The organism is Bradyrhizobium niftali (genome assembly GCF_004571025.1).
Lineage (GTDB): Bacteria > Pseudomonadota > Alphaproteobacteria > Rhizobiales > Xanthobacteraceae > Bradyrhizobium > Bradyrhizobium niftali.
In genome coordinates this window covers 61780-79070 of the sequence record NZ_SPQT01000023.1, presented here as the reverse complement: position 1 = coordinate 79070, position 17291 = coordinate 61780, and the positions used below count along the sequence as shown (strand labels likewise).

Below are 17291 nucleotides of genomic sequence, written 5' to 3'. Positions count from 1 at the left end.
GATGAGCATTCCCTTTCCCCCGATGCAGCGGCCGCTGGTCGCGATCCTCCGTGGCGTGAAGCCGGAGGAGGCCGAGGCGATCGTCAGCGTGTTGATCGAGGCCGGCATGACGGCGATCGAGATCCCGCTGAATTCGCCCGACCCGTTCCGCTCGATCGCCACCGCCGCGAAGCTCGCGCCGGCCGGCGTGCTGATCGGCGCCGGCACGGTGCTGACCACCGCAGATGTCGATCGTCTCAATGACGTCGGCGGTAAGCTGATGGTCTCGCCGAATGTGGATACGCAGGTGCTCGCGCGTGCCCATCAGTACGCCATGGTGACCTTGCCGGGCGTGTTCTCGCCGACCGAGGCGCTGCTTGCCGCGCGCTCGGGCGCATCGGGCCTGAAATTCTTTCCGGCAAGCGTGCTCGGCGCATCCGGCATTGCCGCGATTCGCGCGGTGCTGCCGGCCGGCGTGATGATCGCAGCCGTCGGCGGCGTCTCCGACCAGAATTTTGCGGAGTATATCAAGGGCGGCGTGACCGCATTCGGGCTCGGCTCCGGCCTCTATAAGCCCGGCATGAATGCGGCGGATGTCGCAGCTCGCGCAAAGGTGACGATCGCGGCCTACGATCGGGCGATTGCGAAAGACTGACCTCGCAATAAACCAGCCGTGATCCCGTCACGGTCGCGCATTATCCTATCTTGCCGTACCAGCGAGATCAGGAGACCGACGTGGCGATCAACAACGTGGCCGATCTGTTCGTGGCAACGCTCGAACAGGCCGGCGTCAAGCGGATCTACGGCATCGTCGGCGACAGCCTGAATGCTTTTACGGAGGCGCTGCGGCGCCGCGGCACCATCGAATGGGTCCATGTCCGGCACGAGGAGGTTGCGGCGTTCGCAGCCGCCGGCGAAGCCGAGATGACCGGAAGCCTTGCCGTCTGCGCGGGTTCCTGCGGCCCGGGCAATCTGCATCTCATCAACGGCCTGTTCGACGCGCATCGCAGCCGCGTCCCCGTGCTGGCGATCGCGGCGCAGATTCCGTCGGCCGAAATCGGCGGCGGCTACTTTCAGGAGACCCATCCGCAAAACCTGTTCCGGGAATGCAGTCATTATTGCGAGCTGGTCTCGGATGCGAGCCAGCTTCCTTTCGTGATCGAGAACGCCATCCGCGCGGCCGTGGGCCTGCGCGGCGTCGCCGTCATCGCCATGCCCGGCGACGTCGCTTTCCGCGCCCCGCCGAAGCGCGCGCTCTCGACGGCGCGGGGGCTCGCGCTGTCGGCGCCGAGGGTCGTGCCTGCGGCCGATGAGCTGAAGGCGCTGGCCGACCTCCTGAACGGTGCCGAGCGCATCACGCTGTTCTGCGGCCGTGGCTGCGCCGGCGCGCATGCCCCGTTGATGCAGCTTGCGGAAGCCTTGAAGAGCCCGATCGTGCATGCGCTCGGCGGCAAGGAGCACGTCGAATACGAAAATCCCTACGATGTCGGCATGACCGGCTTCATCGGCTTCTCCTCCGGCTATGCCGCCATGCATGCCTGCGACGCGCTGGTGATGCTCGGCACCGATTTCCCCTACAAGCAGTTCTTCCCGACCGACTGCCAGATTGCGCAGATCGACATCCGCCCGGAAAATCTGGGACGGCGGTGCAGGATCGACCTCGGCCTCGTCGGTGACGTCAAGCTGACCATCGAGGCGCTGCTGCCGCTGTTGAAGACGAAGACGCAGCGCAAGCATCTCGACGATGCCGCTGCGCATTACAGGAAGGCGCGCGAAGGGTTGGACTCGCTCGCCAGGGGCACCCCCGGCAGCAAGCCGATCCATCCGCAATATCTCGCAAAGGTCATCAGCGACCATGCGTCCGAGGATGCCGTGTTCACCGCCGATGTCGGCACGCCCACGGTGTGGGCGGCGCGCTATCTCGAGATGAACGGTCGACGCCGGCTGATCGGCTCTTTCGTGCACGGCTCGATGGCCAACGCGATGCCGCAGGCGATCGGGGCGCAGGCCTCGCAGCCCGGCCGTCAGGTGATCTCGCTCTCGGGCGACGGCGGCTTCACCATGCTGATGGGCGATCTGATCACGCTGACGCAGATGAAGCTGCCGGTGAAGGTCGTCGTCTTCAACAACGGCGTGCTCGGCTTCGTCGCGCTGGAGATGAAAGCCGCCGGCTTCGTCGACACCAATGTCGACCTGCAAAATCCTGATTTCGCCGCGATGGCGCGCGCAATGGGGATCTTCGCGAAGCGCGTCGAGGACCCCGGCGAGCTCCCGGGCGCGATGAAGGAGATGCTGGCTCACAACGGGCCGGCGCTGCTCGACGTCGTCACCGCCAAGCAGGAGCTGTCGATGCCGCCGACCATCACGCCCGAGCAGATCAAGGGTTTCAGCCTCTGGGTGCTGCGCGCGGTGATGAACGGCCGTGGCGACGAGGTGCTGGATCTCGCGAAGACCAACCTCTTGCCGCGCTAGCCCCGCTTCACCGAAGGCGCGGGCAGCCGCTCGTGGCGGTGCTGGAAGCGCTGCCAGTGCAGGACGCCGCCGATCAGCAGGGCCGGCACGAAGCCGAGCACGATCAGGAAATGCGGCAGCTCCTTCGGCGAGATGAAGGCGATGGCGATGTCCGAGATCAGCCACAGCGCGGCGAACATCACCGCGAAATCCGTGCGCGGGCAGCGCAGATAGTAGAACACCGCGGTGATGACCACGGCAGGCCCGATCGCGATGCCGATCATCACCGCGGTCAGCTCCTTCGGCGTCACCGCGTCGAGCACCATCGACGCCAGCAGCCAGAGCGCGGCGAACATGGCGACGATGTCGAGCGGATGCCGCAATCCAATACCTCTCGCAGGAACCACGCTATCGTTGTGGCCCGGTCCCTCGCCGTCAAGGGAAAATGCGCCTATTCCTCGTCACTTCCGGGCGTTGGCCGCAGCATGAAATGGCCGAAGGCGGTGGCGATCGGCTTGTCCGCGTCGTCCTGCCAGGCCCGCGCCTCGAAGGCGACGATGCGTCGGCCCTGCTTCACGATCGAGACATTGGCAAAGCTGTCGAGCGCGCGGCCGGAGCGCAAGTAGTTGATGGTCAGCCCGATCGGCTTGGGCGGCGCGGCGGCGCCGAGCTCGTGCGCCACCCCGATGATCGCCGTGGTCTCGAGGAAGGCGCCGGTCATGCCGCCGTGGATCGCGGGCAGGATCGGGTTACCAATGATCTTCGGCGAGAACGGCATCGTCAGCGTGCCGTCGTCGTTGACGCGGATGCCGAGGCAGCGCGCGAACGGGCTGCGGGCGAATGGGCCATCCGGATCCTCCGGCGCCTCCAGGGTCGGGATGCTGCGCGAATCCATCCTGCGGTCGGCGAGCATGTTGGTGCGATTGGCTCCGATCATGAAGCAGGCGGTCGCGGTCGCGACCGGATCGTCCTCGGACTCCTGATACGCGGTGGAGCGCACGAAGGCGATCGAGCGCGTGGTGCGGTAGCAGACCGAATGCGCCTTGATGTCGAGGCCCGGCGTCGCCGGCTTCTGATAGTCGATACGCAGGTCGAGGGTTGCGATCGCGCGCGTGCCGTCGAGCGCGAGCTGCACCGCCATGCCGCAGCTCTCGTCCAGCATCGCGGTGACGACGCCACCATGCAGCACCCCGGTCTCGGTGTCGCCGACGAAGACGGGACGGTAGGGCAGGCTGGACCAGGCCTCGCCGGGTGCGAAGCGGTCGAGCTGGAGCCCGCTGATATGGCCGTAGTCGGAGCGGCGGCCCTTGATGGCCTCGGCGAGTTCCTCGAACGGGAGCGTGGCAGGCAGGCTTGGCGTCGATGAGCTGGACATGGCGATGTTCTAGACCAGTGCCGGGCGCCGCGCAAAACCCCGAATACGCGTCATGTGGCAGGTCTGCCGGCGGTTGGGCCTCGACAGGGCGGGTCGAAGCGCCGATGGTGGGCGCTTCGTTCGTTCGACTAGCCGCAAGGAGCGCTTATGGCCGACCCCGAAACACCCGGCACCAATCAGGGGCCGGTCACCATTTCGAGCTCGAGCTCCGAGCGGGCGCCGATCATCTATTTCGACGGTGCGTCCTGTTTCGGCCATCACAACGGCGCGATCCAGATCGAGCTCGCCGCGAACTTGCTGATGCCGGTTGGCGCCGCGGTCAGGGTCGACGTGATCCAGACCGCGCACTTGCGTTGCAGCGTGGCCGCGGCGCTTGCCTTGCGCGAAGCGCTCGACAAGGCGCTCGCGATGTACAAGCAGGGGCAGCAGCAGCCGAATGAGGAGATCCCGGCGGTGAAGAACTGAGGCGGCATCGCGGTCGCATGTCGCCGCGATCGCAGCTCCTCAGCTCACATGCACCTTCGGTTTCCTGCCGCCGTTCCACTTGCCGTCGAGCGCGCGCTCGATCTGGGCGGCGAGTTGCAGGAGCAGGCCGTCATTGGCCTGCTTGGCGATCGCCTGGATGCCGAGCGGCAGGTCGTGGTCCTGGGTTGCCATCGGCATCGAGATCGCCGGCATGCCGCAGAGATTGGCGAGCGGCGTGAAGGCGAAGAAGCGCCAGAGATTGCCGAACCAGTCGAGCACGTCGGGATTGTCGGAGATGGTGAGATATTCCCTGGTGCCGACCTTCGGCGTCGGCAGCGCGGTGATCGGCGTCAGGATCACGTCCCATTGCTCGAAGAACGCGCCGAAGCCGCGTGACGTTGTGTTGAACACGCCCTGCATCTTCGCCCGCTCGGCGAAGCTCGTGTGCCGGCCGGCTTCCCAGATCCTGACGTTCATGGGCTCGATGAGATCTTCCGGCGGCTTTTCGAGTCCGCGCGCGGCGAGCATGTTGGAGATCACCACCGCGAAATTCGAGATGTAGCAGGTCGTCTGCGCCGCGAACGCGGCGCGGAAATCGAGCTCGGGCAGCGCATAGTCGACGTGATGACCGAGGCCTTCGAGGAAGCGGCCGGTCTTCTCCAGCTCGGCCGCGATCTCAGGCGTCGCGGTGTAGTCGCCCCATGTGTGCGACAGCGCGATGCGAAGCTTGCCAGGATCGCGCTTGATCATCTCGGAATAGGGCTGCGCCGTGGTCCAGAACGGCATGAACTCGCCGGGCGCAGGCCCGCGGGCGTGATCGACGAAGGCGGCGGTGTCGCGCACCGAGCGCGACTGGCAGCCCTGGATCGACACGAGCCCGGTGAGGTCGGACATGTGCGGGGCGAGCGAGAACACGCCGCGCGAGACCTTCAGCCCGATATTGCCGTTGACGCCGGCGGGAATGCGGATCGAGCCGCCGCCGTCGGTCGCATGCGCGATCGGCACCACGCCGGCGGCAACCATCGCGGCGCTGCCCGCCGACGAGCCGCAGGTGGTGTAGTCGGTATTCCAGGGATTGCGCGTGACGTAGACGGCCGGATTGTCGGCCGAGCTGCACACGCCGAATTCCGGCGTCGTGGTGCGCCCGATCAGGTTCAGTCCGGCCTGGCGGAATTTGCCGGTCAGGAACGTGTCGGCGCTCGCGCGATTGCCGCGCATCAGCAGCGAGCCCATCTCCTGGAGCCGGCCCTTCATGGTCGGCCCGAGATCCTTCATCAGGAAGGGCAGGCCGGCGAACGGGCCGGCGAGGTTGGCGCCGTCCCTGGCCGGGTCGGCGATCACGTCCTCGAACAGCTCGACCACGCCCGACAGCGCCGGATTGACCTTGGCGACGGCAGCAGCGGCCTGGCGGGCCAGGTCCTTCGGCGTCAGCTCGCCTTTGCGGACGCGCGCCGCCAGCCCCACGCCATCGTGCTGCGCCCACTCGTTCCAGCTCATCGGCAAAGTCATGAAATTCAATTCCCTAGATGCGACGTTCCTTCCTTTCGCATGGACCCTGCGTGAATCAACTGAGCCGGCGCGAAGGGCAGGGTTGCATGGGGCGGAGAGGTCGCACGACCAGGGAGGCCGGCCGTCTCAATCCGATAGTCGCGCGATCACCGCAACCGGCCCGCCGCCCGCGGGGCCCTGATGCTCGGCGCCACCGGAAACGTAGACCGCGCCGGTGCCGGCAAGGCCTGCGATCAGGCCGCCGACCGCGGCGCGGGCGTGGCGCGTCGAGCTGATGTCGGTGTCCTCCAGCATGGTGTGGCGAAAGCCGCGCACGCTGCCATCAGGCGAGGCTTCCGCCTTGGCGAAGATGTTGACGAGCTCGCGGCCGGCTTCCGCTTGTGGCGCGACGCCAAGCCCGACGCTCTTCAGCGCCGACGTCACTGCGGCGGCGTCGATCGCATCGCTCATCACGGCGTGGCCGATCTCGAATTCGCTGACCGATGCCGCCGAATTGCCGAGCACGATGACGACGTTGTGCATCAGCTCGATTCCGGCCGAGGTGGACGCCACCTTGGAGAACAGATCGTAGCGGCGCAGCACGTCCTCGTCGCTGATGTCGGAGCCGGTCTCGCCGAGCGCGACCGCAACGCCGAGCGCGGAGGCGCCGCGCGAATAGGCCATCGAGCCGTAGGCGCTGGTCGTCGCCGTCTTGTGGCCGCGTGCGCTTGCGGCCTCGACGCGATCGCTGGTGAGCAGCGGGCACTTGATCTGCACGAAATGGACGTCGGCGGGGTCGGTGATGCCGGCGTCCGCCATCGCGGCCCTCACGGCCGCGGCCGTCTCAGCGATCTGCGCGGCGCGTCCGAGCTCCTCGGGCAGGAAGTCCCGCGTGTGCGCCATGCCGATGCTCAGGCGCTTGCCCGACAAGCCCGCCGGCGGCCGCTCGACCTCGCGGCGCGTGAACACGGTGATGTGCGGGCTGAGCACGCCTTCGGTGCCACCCGACATCACGAAGGCGATGCGCTGCTCGACCTCCTCCGGGGACAGGCTGAGCTGTGGCGCCAGCGCCGTGCACAGCGCGGCGACGGCATATTCCCGGGTAAAGTCGTTGACGCCGCCATTGCCCTCGGTCTTGCCGAGGATGGCGAGGATCTCCCTCGGATCGATCGCGCCGGCGCCGATCATGGCCATGAGGCCGGAGACGTCGCCTGGGCCCTTGGTGACGATCCTGATGACGCCGACCGATGTCGTCCGCATTGCTGGTCCTCAGAGTTCGGTGGTCCGGCGGTGCAAACAGCCGTGGAACGGAGGCGGATGTCAAGCCACTGGCAGCAACCTTTCATCCGTCATCCTGAGGTGCGAGCCCTGCGGCGCAACGCGTCGCTGGGCGAGCCTCGAAGGATGCACGGCCCGGCTGTATCTCGGCCGTTCATCCTTCGAGGCTTCCTCCGCAGCGCTATGCGCGCTGCGGCGTGCGCACCTCAGGATGACGGGGCTGCTATTTTGGTCCGGCGCAACGCAACAGAGGAGCCTTCGCCATCCCCACGATTGTGGCGAGATCGCATCGGTTCGACAAAAAAATCGTCTGTCGACGGTTGCGCGCGGCACCTTGATGAATCAACCTCGGTTGGTCCATAAGCGGCGTCCCGCGACCGGATTTCGGTTTGCGTCGCGTGCTTGGAGAGAGGGATTCTCGCGTGGCAAATATCAACCAGAAAATTGCGCAGGAGCTTGGGGTACGGGCGGAGCAGGTCGAGGCGACAGTGACGTTGCTCGACGGCGGCGCCACGGTTCCCTTCATCGCCCGCTACCGCAAGGAAGCGACCGGTGCGCTCGACGACGCGCAATTGCGCACCCTGGAGGAGCGCCTGGGCTACCTGCGCGAGCTCGAAGACCGCCGCAAGGCGATCCTCGAATCGGTCCGCGAGCAGGGCAAGCTCGATGCCGCACTCGAAGCCACGATCATGGCCGCCGACAGCAAGGCGCGCCTGGAAGACATCTATCTGCCGTTCAAGCCGAAGCGCCGCACCAAGGCCGAGATAGCCAAGGAAGCCGGTCTCGAGCCGCTCGCCAATCAACTGATGGCGGAGCCCGGCAACGACCCCAAGGTCGTGGCGGAAGGCTTCATCAACGCCGAGAAGGGTGTGGCTGACGCCGCCGCCGCACTTGATGGCGCCCGCGCCATCCTGGTCGAGCGGTTTGACGAAGACGCCGACCTGATCGGTGCCTTGCGCGAGGAGATGTGGACCAATGCGCGCATGGCCTCCAAGGTGCGCGACGGCAAGAAGACCGAGGGCGAGAAATTCGCCGACTATTTCGAGTTCTCCGAGCCGCTGACCCGGCTGCCCTCGCACCGCATCCTGGCGATGTTCCGCGGCGAGAAGGAAGAAATCCTCGATCTGCAGATTCAGGCCGAGGCGGAAGCGCCGCCACCGGGCGTGCCGAGCGCCTATGAATTGAAGATCATGAAGCGGTTCGGCATCGCCGACCTCAAGCGCGCCGGCGACCGCTGGCTGATCGACACCGTGCGCTGGGCCTGGCGCACCAAGATCCAGGTGCATCTCAACATCGACCTGCGCATGCGGCTGTGGAATGCGGCCGAGACCGAGGCCGTGCGCGTGTTCGCGTCCAATTTGCGCGACCTGCTGCTGGCCGCGCCCGCCGGCACCCGCGTCACCATGGGGCTCGATCCCGGCTACCGCACCGGCGTCAAGGTCGCCGTCACCGACGCGACCGGCAAGGTCGTCGATACCGCCGTGATCTATCCGCACGAGCCGCAGCGGCAGTGGAACGAGTCGCTCGCGATCCTCGGCAAGCTCGCGCTGAAGCACCGTGTCGAGCTGATCGCGATCGGCAACGGTACGGCCTCGCGCGAGACCGACAAGCTCGCAGGCGATCTCGTCAAGGGCCTGGCCGAGCTGAAGATGAACAAGATCGTGGTGTCGGAAGCCGGCGCGTCGGTCTATTCGGCCTCGGCCTTTGCCTCGGAGGAGCTGCCCGGTCTCGACGTCACCCTGCGCGGTGCGGTCTCGATCGCGCGGCGGCTCCAGGATCCGCTCGCCGAGCTCGTCAAGATCGAGCCGAAGGCGATCGGCGTCGGCCAGTATCAGCACGACCTCGGCCAAGCCAAGCTCGCCAAGTCGCTCGATGCCGTGGTCGAAGACTGCGTGAACGCCGTCGGCGTCGACGTCAACACCGCCTCGGCGCCGCTGCTCGCCCGCGTGTCGGGCGTGGGCTCGGGCCTTGCGCAGAGCATCGTGGCACATCGTGACGCCAATGGCCCGTTCAAGTCGCGCAAGGCGCTCAAGGACGTGCCGCGGCTCGGGCCGAAGGCGTTCGAACAGTGCGCGGGCTTCTTGCGCATTCTCGGCGGCGAGGATCCGCTCGATGCCTCCGGTGTGCATCCGGAAGCCTATCCGGTGGTGCGCCGGATTCTCGCGGCCACCAAGAGCGACATCAAGGCGCTGATCGGCAGCAGCGAGATCGTGCGCACGCTGAAGCCGAAGGATTTCGTCGACGAGACCTTCGGCCTGCCGACCGTCACCGACATCCTGCGCGAGCTCGAAAAGCCCGGCCGCGACCCCCGTCCGGCGTTCAAGGCCGCCGTGTTCAAGGAAGGTGTCGAGGAGATCAAGGATCTCAAGAAGGGCATGATCCTCGAGGGCACCGTGACCAACGTCGCCGCCTTCGGCGCCTTCGTCGACATCGGCGTGCACCAGGACGGTCTCGTGCACATCTCGGCGATGTCGAAGACCTTCATCAAGGATCCGCGCGAGGTGGTGAAGCCCGGCGACATCGTCAAGGTGAAGGTGCTGGACTTCGAGGTCGCCCGCAAGCGTATCTCGCTGACCCTGCGGCTCGACGACGAGGTCGGTGCCAAGAAGGACGCCCCCGGCATGCAGCGCGACAATGGCGCGCGCAATCCATCCCGCATGACCTCGTCGGCGCCGCGCAAGCAGGAATCCTCCGGCGGCGGCGCACTCGCCGAAGCCCTGCGCCGCGCGGCGGAGAAGAACAACGGCAAACGGGCGTGAGACGTCTCTTACCTCTCCCCGCTCGTTGCGGGGAGAGGTCGGAAAGCCTCCGCGAGTTGAGCTCGTCGACGTACGGCGAATTCTACCCACGTCGTCATTGCGAGCGCAGCGAAGCAATCCAGACTGCCTCCGCCTGGACGGTCCGGATTGCTTCGTCGCAAGGGCTCCTCGCAATGACGAGGAGAGTTCGGCGGTCCGCCTCCCTAACACCCGCGTCAGAATCTGGCGCATTTGTAAGTTGAAGGTTAGGGCGCATTTTCCTCATCTGATCCCCTGGAGCGGCGCGACCGTCGCCGCGACAAGGAGGATATTCAGATGCACAGCAGGCTTCTCACCGGCATCGTCGCGGCGGCCATGGCCGCGACGTTGGCGGTCGCTTCGCCCGTTCTCGCCCGAGGTGGTGGTTTCGGCGGCGGAGGACACGGCGGCTTCGGCGGCGGAGGACATGGCGGCTTTGGCGGCGGTGGCCACTTCGGTGGTGGCGGCATGCATGTCGGTGGTGGCGGCATGGGTGGCGGGGGCATGCGATTTAGCGGGATGGGCGGCGCTGGTGGTGCCCGCTTCGTCGGTTCGCCAATGGCCGCCCACGCCGCCATTGGACCTCGCTTTGCCGCGGCTCCGCTAGCGACCCGCGCCGCCTTTGGGCCGCGCTTTGCCGGCGCCGGCTGGCACGGCAGGCCCTTCATCGGCCGCCACGCCTTCTTCCGGCACCACCATCGCTTCTTCTTCGGAGCACCTTTCATCTACGCTGGCTACTACGACGGTTGCTGGCGCAGGAGCTGGACGCCCTATGGGTGGCAATGGGTCAATGTGTGCGGAGACTATTGGTAGTCGCATCGCCGTACCGCACCATTGTCGCGATCGCCATCAGGCGGTTCCGCTCAGCCCCGGAACGGGATAGTCTGGTGGCGATCGTCGCGTGGAGTCTTGCATGACCGGAGGTCACCGCCGCATCCTGGTCGTCGAGGACGATCCGGAAACCGCAGGCCAACTCGTCGAAGAGTTGACGACCTCCGGCTATGAGGTCGATCTCGCCGCCACGGGGCGCGAAGCCCTGAGCCAGGGCGCCGCGCGCGACTATGCCGTGATCACGATCGACCGCATGCTGCCCGACATCGACGGCATCGCCGTGATGCGCCAATTGCGCGACGACGGCATCGCCGCGCCCTTCCTGATTATTTCGGCGCTCGGCGAGGTGGACGACCGCGTGCGCGGCCTGCGCGCCGGCGGGGACGACTATCTCGTCAAGCCGTTCTCCTTCGTCGAGCTGCTTGCGCGGCTCGAGGCGCTCGGCCGCCGCAGCGAGACCATCGCCAAGGAGACGCTGCTGCGGGTCGGCGACCTCGCCATCGACCTGATCGCGCGCAACGCTAGCCGCCGCGGCCGCAAAATTCCGCTGCTGCCGCGCGAGTTTCAGCTGCTCGAATATCTCGTCCGCAACGAGGGCCGCGTCGTCTCGCGCGCGATGCTGCTCCAGCACGTCTGGGACCTGCATTTCGATCCCTCCACCAACATCATCGACGTCTATGTCGGGCGCGTCCGCCGCAAGGTCGACGATGCCCAGGCCTATCCGCTGATCCATACCATCCGCGGCATCGGATATTGTCTCCGTGCTCCTGGCTAAGACGCTTCATTCCTCGACCTTCCGCCTGGCGCTGATCGCGATCGCGGCGTTCGGGCTGATCGTCGCGGCGATCATGGCTTATGTCTATTTCGGCACGCTCGCCTATGTCGAGAGCCGGCTCGGCACCGCCGGCGATCACGATGGCTTCACCGGCACGATCGAACTCGCCATGGTCGCGGTCGCGGTGCTGCTCCTGGTGCTCGCCGGGCTCGCAGCCGTGCTGGTGACCCGGCGCACGGTGGGGCGGATCGAGGAGATCAACGCCACCAGCCGTGCCATCATGCTGTCCGGTCTCGACCGCCGCATTCCCTTGCGCGGCAGCCACGACGAGTGGGACCGCGTCGCCGAAAACCTCAACCAGATGCTCGACCGCATCGAGACGCTGATGGGCGAGGTCAAGCAGGTCAGCGACAACGTCGCCCACGATCTGCGCACCCCGCTGACGCGGATGCGCGGCCGGCTGGAAAAGGCCTATCATACTCCGCGCAACAGCGAGGCAGACGCCGCGCTGATCGGCGACACCATCGCCGATCTCGACGCCGTGCTCGGCATGTTCGCCTCCATCACCCGGATCTCGGAGATCGAGACCCGCGCCCGCAGGAGCGCCTTCCGCGCGCTTGATCTCGCCGAGATCGCCGGCGAGGTCGTCGAGCTCTACGACGCCGCCGCCGAGCAGGTTTCGACGCGTCTCAGCCTCGGCGGCGACCGCGAGGTCGCGATCACGGGCGACCGCGACCTGCTGTTCGATGCCGTCGCCAATCTCGTCGACAACGCGATCAAGCACGGCTGCAAAGGTGGGCAGGTGACGGTGACCTGCCGCGGCGCCGGTGGCGGCGCCGTGATCGCGATCGCCGACGACGGTCCGGGCATTCCGGCCGACCAGCGCGACCACGTCTTCAAGCGGTTCTACCGGCTCGAACAAAGCCGCTACACGCCGGGCAACGGCCTGGGTCTCAGCCTCGTCGCCGCGGTCGCGCGCCTTCATGGCGCCGAGATTGCGCTGCATGACAATGCGCCGGGCCTGACGGTCCAGCTCCGGTTTCCGCCGCCTGCGCAGCCCGGCACCCAACTTGCATGATCGCACGCGTACCGAGTGGAAGTCCTGCAATGTCCCGCCTGCCAGATCTCGTCATCACCAATGCTCGCACGCGCGGCCGCGAGATCGTCGACATTGCGATCACCGATGGCGTGATCACCGCGATCGGCAACCGGCTCGATCTCGGTGCACAGGCCTTTGTCGATGCCAAAGGCGGCCTGGTGACGCCGGCATTTGTCAATCCGCACCTGCATCTCTGCAAGGTATGGACCCTGCCGATGATGTCGGAGGCGGCGCTCGAGGCCTATCAGGGCGGCGGCATGAGCGAGGCGGCGAAGGCGGTCGATCTCGCCGCAGCGGTGAAGAGCAATTACGACGCGTCCTGGATCGTCCCGAACGCACGGCGCGCGGTTGCGCTCGCCGCGCTTCACGGCAATCTCCACATCCGCGCCTTCGCCGATGTCGACACCAAGGCCCGGCTGGAGGGCGTCAAGGCGCTGCTTGCGATCCGCGAGGAGTTTCGCGGCATCGTCGACATCCAGGTCGTGGCTTTCCCGCAGGACGGCCTGTTTCGCGAGCCCGGCGCCGACGGTCTGATGCGCAAGGCGATGGCGCTCGGGGCCGACGTCGTTGGCGGGATTCCCTGGATCGAAGCCGATGAAGAGGACATGCGCCGCCATGTCGCGTTCTGCTTCGACCTCGCGGCCGAACACGGCGCCGAAATCTCGATGCTGCTGGACGACGTCGGCGACGCCAACATGCGCACGCTCGACATGATGGCGCGCGCGGTGATCGCGCGCGGCGTCGAGGGCCGGGCGCTCGCCCATCATTGCCGGGCGATGGCGCTCTATCCCGCGAACTATCTCCGCGAGCTGATGGTGCTGCTCGGAAAGGCCCGTGTCAGCGTCGTCAGCAATCCGCACAACGGTCCGCTGCACGCGCGGGTGAAGGAATTGCTGGGCGCGGACATCAATGTCTGCCTCGGCCAGGACGACATTTCCGACGCCTATTATCCGTTCGGCCGCAACAACATGCTGGAGGTGGCGTTCCTCGCCTCGCACCTGTTGTGGATGACGAAGAAAAGCGAGTTCGAGACGCTCTACGACATGATCACCACGCGCGCCGCCACGGCGATCAACCTCGAGCGCTATGGCCTCGGGCTCGGCTGCGCAGCCAATCTGGTCGTGCTCGAGCAGGCCGACGTCACCGAGGCCCTGCGCTTCCACGCCCCGCCTAGCATCGTGATCAGCCATGGCCGCGTCGTCGATACCGACCGCATGCGCGCGCTGGTGCAGACCGCCGTCGGCGATTGATCCGCGCCGCCGCTCAGAGCTCGATCACGCCGCGGCGCGCGGCATGCGCCACCGCATCGGTGCGGCCGGTGGCGTCCAGCTTGTCGAGCAGCGAGCCGACATGGAATTTCACGGTGTGCACGGAGATGCCGAGCTGGCGCGCGATCATCTTGTTGGAGGCGCCCTCGGCCATCAACGCCAGCACGTCGAGCTCGCGCTGCGTCAGTGCGATGTCCTCAGGTCTCGCGCGCGGATCGCGGGCAACGACCGTGGCGGCGGCCCGCTCGCCGGGCGCGGCAAGGCGGAGCCCGGCGACATTGCCGAGCAGCGCAGCCAGGCGATCGGCGAGAGCGGGATCGTCGATCTCCAGGGACAGCAGGATCTCCGGCAGCTTGTCCTCGCTCACGCCTCCGGCCTCTCGCCGACCGTGACCTTGAAGTTGATCGGCTCGCCGCCGCGGCGCACCGCGACGTCGACCACGGCGCCGACGCTCGCAGGTCCCAGCGTCCGCGACAGCGCGCGCACACCGGATAGTTTCTGGTCGTTGACGGCCACGATCACATCGCCCTGGCGAATGCCGGCGGCCGCCGAAGGCCCGGCCTTGTCGACACTCATCACCATCGCGCCGATACCGTCGTCGAGCCGCACCGGCTGGAGTCCGAGCCCGAGATATCCGCGCGCGATGCGGCCGCGAGCCTCTAGCTGCGGCGCGATGCGCTCGATCGTCGCCGTCGGAATCACCAGCACGCGCCGTGGTCCGAGCACAGCCATGCCGAAAGCTTCACCCGTCGCATCGAGCGCGAGGCCGCCTTCCTGGCCGGGACGCAGGCGAACGTCGAGCTCGATCCGCGCATCGATGTCGCCGCCGCGCAAGGAGCGCCAGCTCCTGCCGGACGCCGACACCATGCCGAGCGCGGCGCTCGGCGTATCACGGTTGGTGGCCACGACAACCGACAGGCTGCCGAGGGGCGGGACCGTCGCGGCCAGCTTGACCGGCGCGACGCCAATCTCGGCACGCAGCAGCGCGATGTCGGTCGTATGGTCGCGGCCGGCGATCGTGGCGGCGACCCGGCTGCCGTCGGGGAGGCCGATCTCGACCTCGCCCTCGTCGGCCAGCGCCTCGTCGGCAGTGACGATCAGGCCGGGCTTCCAGACGAAGCCGGCCGCGCGGGAGCGATGCGAATGCACGGAGACGACGGAGGGCGCGGTACGCGCCACGACGTCCGCGAGCGCGGACGACAGTGAAGACAGAGGAGTTGGAGCGGTCATGGCGGTCTCCTGTAAGTTGTCCTCAATCTGGGATGTCGCGGGCGATTGCGAAACTGCCCGGGTGGCCAGGACAGAGCCGGCGCCGGCCGACGAACATGTGATTGGGAGCCGCTCACGGGAACGTGTAGCAATCGGCCGACATTGCGCCGCACGGCCCCAAACGCTTCCAGCGAGCCCTGACCGATGACCATCGACCTCACCCGCCGCACCCTGCTTCAACTTGCCGGCGCCACCTCGCTCGCGATGGCTGCCGCGGCTGCTGCACGCGCCGAGGGCACTGCGCAAGGCACCGGGCCGACCTATGCCAGCCGCACGCCGATGCGGGTCGGCATGGTGACGCTCCGGGTGAAGAATCTCGACACGGTTGCCGACTACTACCGCGACGTGATCGGGCTGGCCGTGATGGAGCGCTCGGCGACAGTTGCAAAGCTCGGCACGGCCGGCATCACGCTGCTCGTGCTCGAGTCGCGTCCCGATGCCGCGATCGAGCCGCGCAATGCCGCCGGCCTCTACCACACCGCCTTCCTGATGCCGACCCGCAAGGACCTCGCGCGCTGGCTGGTGCATGCCGCCTCGCATCGCGTGCCGCTGTCGGGCTTTGCCGATCATCTCGTCAGTGAATCCGTCTATCTCGACGATCCCGAAGGCAACGGCATCGAGGTCTATGCCGACCGCGATCCCTCGCAATGGCAGTGGAGCGAGGGCAGCGTGAAGATGGCGACCGACGAGCTCAACATCCCCGACCTGCTGTCGCTGACCAACTCGCGCATTCCCGACTACGCCAAGGCACCGGACGGAATGCGCATCGGCCACATGCATCTGCGCGTCGGCGATCTCGCGCAGGCGGAAAGCTTCTACCACGGCACGGTCGGCCTCGACCCGACCCGCAAGCGCAATGGTGCCGCGTTCCTGTCGTCGGGCCGCTATCACCATCACCTCGGCATGAATGTCTGGCAGAGCCAGGGCGCCGGCCAGCGCGACGATCAGACCACGGGTCTTGCCTGGTTCTCGCTGGTGATGGCCAAGCAGGACATTCTCGCCGCCCAGGTGGAGCGCCTGCGCAAGGGCGGCACGCAAGTCACGGCGCTTGCGGACGGCGTGGAGGCCGTCGACCCCTGGGGCACGCGGGTGCGGCTGCTCAGGGTTTGATCGCCTGCGCAGGCATTGCTAAGACCCGTCAGGTGCAAACCAGTTTCCGGGGGCCCCCTGACATGCCCGATTTCCACGGTGTCTTCCCGTATCTCGTCTCGCCCGTCGATGCCGACGGCGCGGTGCACAGGAACGTGCTCGCGAAACTCTGCGACGACCTGATTGGCGCCGGCGTTCATGGGCTGACGCCGCTCGGCTCGACCGGCGAATTCGCCTATCTCGACGCCGCGCAGCGGACGGCAATCGTGCAGACGACCATCAAGGCCGCGAAGGGCCGCGTGCCCGTGGTGGCCGGTGCGGCCTCTACCTCGACGGCCGATGCGGTGGCACAGGCGAGGGCCTATCAGAAGCTCGGCGCCGACGGCATTCTCGCGATCCTGGAGGCGTACTTCCCGCTCGCCGACGCCCAGGTCGAATCCTACTTCCGCGCCATCGCGGATGCCGTCGATATTCCTGTCGTCATCTATACCAACCCGCAATTCCAGCGCTCCGACCTCACCCTCGATATCATCGCGCGCCTCGCTGAGCATCCGCGCATCGGCTACATCAAGGACGCCTCGACCAACACCGGCCGGCTGCTCTCGATCATGAATCGCTGCGGCGATTCCTTGCGTGTGTTCTCGGCCTCCGCCCACATTCCGGCCGCGGTGATGCTGATCGGCGGGCTCGGCTGGATGGCGGGACCTGCCTGCATCATCCCGCGCCAGAGCGTGGCGCTCTACGACCTCTGCCGGGCCGGCCGCTGGGACGAGGCCATGGCACTCCAGCGCAGGCTGTGGCGCATCAACGAGGCCTTCGCCCGCTTCAACCTCGCCGCCTGCATCAAGGCCGGCCTTTCGATCCAGGGCTACGACGTCGGCGACCCCATCCCGCCGCAGGCCGCGCTGACGGCCGACGCGCGCAAGGTGGTGGAAGCGGCGCTGCGGGAGGTCTCTCCGTAGTCGTCATGGCCGGGCATAGCCGTCCGAAGGACGGCGTCGCTTCCGCTCGCCTATGCCCGGCCATCCACGCCTTGCCCCGTTGCACGAAGAACGTGGATGCCCGGGACAAGCCCGGGCATGACGAATCCGTGCATATCCCGCCCAAAACCGCGGCTGGTATGCCCCCGGTCGATCCGCTAAAAGGC

At 67.1% G+C, this 17291-nt stretch carries 16 protein-coding genes; 10 read left to right on the top strand and 6 right to left on the bottom strand.

Annotated elements, in window-relative coordinates; translation table 11 throughout:
• The first annotated feature begins 1 nt into the window (after position 1).
• Entirely contained in the window at positions 2-634 is a 633-nt protein-coding gene (locus E4K65_RS32120; protein ID WP_135177540.1) for a 2-dehydro-3-deoxy-6-phosphogalactonate aldolase, read from the top strand.
• 80 nt (positions 635-714) lie between these two features.
• Positions 715-2451: a ubiquinone-dependent pyruvate dehydrogenase gene (gene poxB, locus E4K65_RS32115; RefSeq protein ID WP_135177539.1), complete on the top strand. Its 1737-nt coding sequence runs from the start codon at positions 715-717 to the stop codon at positions 2449-2451.
• On the opposite strand, the gene E4K65_RS32110 is transcribed toward poxB, so the two are convergent.
• Together E4K65_RS32110 and E4K65_RS32105 are read right to left on the bottom strand one after the other, a co-directional pair.
• Complete coding sequence (locus E4K65_RS32110) at positions 2448-2813, bottom strand: hypothetical protein (protein WP_167771312.1); 366 nt, start codon at positions 2811-2813, stop codon at positions 2448-2450. The two genes, poxB and E4K65_RS32110, sit on opposite strands and share 4 nt — an antisense overlap.
• A gap of 68 nt (positions 2814-2881) precedes the next feature.
• Positions 2882-3805: a PaaI family thioesterase gene (locus E4K65_RS32105; RefSeq protein ID WP_135177538.1), complete on the bottom strand. Its 924-nt coding sequence runs from the start codon at positions 3803-3805 to the stop codon at positions 2882-2884.
• 147 nt (positions 3806-3952) lie between these two features.
• Between E4K65_RS32105 and E4K65_RS47705 the strand changes: the two genes are divergently transcribed.
• Entirely contained in the window at positions 3953-4270 is a 318-nt protein-coding gene (locus E4K65_RS47705; protein ID WP_027547125.1) for a hypothetical protein, read from the top strand.
• 39 nt (positions 4271-4309) lie between these two features.
• On the opposite strand, the gene E4K65_RS32095 is transcribed toward E4K65_RS47705, so the two are convergent.
• Together E4K65_RS32095 and atzD are read right to left on the bottom strand one after the other, a co-directional pair.
• Positions 4310-5779 (bottom strand): amidase, encoded by a 1470-nt coding sequence (locus tag E4K65_RS32095; protein ID WP_167771311.1) that lies wholly within the window; start codon positions 5777-5779, stop codon positions 4310-4312.
• A gap of 126 nt (positions 5780-5905) precedes the next feature.
• A complete protein-coding gene (atzD, locus tag E4K65_RS32090) occupies positions 5906-7018 on the bottom strand; it encodes a cyanuric acid amidohydrolase (RefSeq protein ID WP_135177537.1) in 1113 nt (370 codons plus the stop codon).
• Positions 7019-7458: 440 nt separating this feature from the next.
• On the opposite strand from atzD, the gene E4K65_RS32085 reads away from it, so the two are divergent.
• The 5 genes from E4K65_RS32085 (at position 7459) to E4K65_RS32065 (ending at position 13768) form a co-directional block, all read left to right on the top strand.
• Positions 7459-9795: a Tex family protein gene (locus E4K65_RS32085; protein WP_167771310.1), complete on the top strand. Its 2337-nt coding sequence runs from the start codon at positions 7459-7461 to the stop codon at positions 9793-9795.
• Positions 9796-10110: 315 nt separating this feature from the next.
• Positions 10111-10626: a hypothetical protein gene (locus tag E4K65_RS32080; protein WP_135177536.1), complete on the top strand. Its 516-nt coding sequence runs from the start codon at positions 10111-10113 to the stop codon at positions 10624-10626.
• 100 nt (positions 10627-10726) lie between these two features.
• On the top strand, positions 10727-11419 hold the full coding sequence (locus E4K65_RS32075) for a response regulator transcription factor (RefSeq protein ID WP_135177535.1): 693 nt from the start codon (positions 10727-10729) through the stop codon (positions 11417-11419).
• Positions 11406-12497 (top strand): sensor histidine kinase, encoded by a 1092-nt coding sequence (locus E4K65_RS32070; RefSeq protein WP_135177534.1) that lies wholly within the window; start codon positions 11406-11408, stop codon positions 12495-12497. The genes E4K65_RS32075 and E4K65_RS32070 overlap by 14 nt, the downstream gene beginning before the upstream one ends.
• A gap of 29 nt (positions 12498-12526) precedes the next feature.
• A complete protein-coding gene (locus E4K65_RS32065; protein ID WP_235885802.1) occupies positions 12527-13768 on the top strand; it encodes an amidohydrolase family protein in 1242 nt (413 codons plus the stop codon).
• Between the two features lie 13 nt (positions 13769-13781).
• Here E4K65_RS32065 and E4K65_RS32060 read toward each other — a convergent pair whose 3' ends face one another.
• Positions 13782-14153, bottom strand: coding sequence for a response regulator transcription factor (locus E4K65_RS32060; protein WP_135177532.1), 372 nt, complete (start codon positions 14151-14153; stop codon positions 13782-13784).
• Positions 14150-15016, bottom strand: coding sequence for a S1C family serine protease (locus E4K65_RS32055; protein ID WP_135177531.1), 867 nt, complete (start codon positions 15014-15016; stop codon positions 14150-14152). Before E4K65_RS32055 ends, E4K65_RS32060 begins: the two co-directional genes overlap by 4 nt.
• A gap of 183 nt (positions 15017-15199) precedes the next feature.
• Between E4K65_RS32055 and E4K65_RS32050 the strand changes: the two genes are divergently transcribed.
• Both E4K65_RS32050 and E4K65_RS32045 read left to right on the top strand, forming a co-directional pair.
• Positions 15200-16165, top strand: a complete 966-nt coding sequence (locus E4K65_RS32050) for a VOC family protein (protein WP_135177530.1) — start codon at positions 15200-15202, stop codon at positions 16163-16165.
• A gap of 62 nt (positions 16166-16227) precedes the next feature.
• Positions 16228-17106: a dihydrodipicolinate synthase family protein gene (locus E4K65_RS32045; protein WP_135177529.1), complete on the top strand. Its 879-nt coding sequence runs from the start codon at positions 16228-16230 to the stop codon at positions 17104-17106.
• Positions 17107-17291 lie beyond the last annotated feature (185 nt).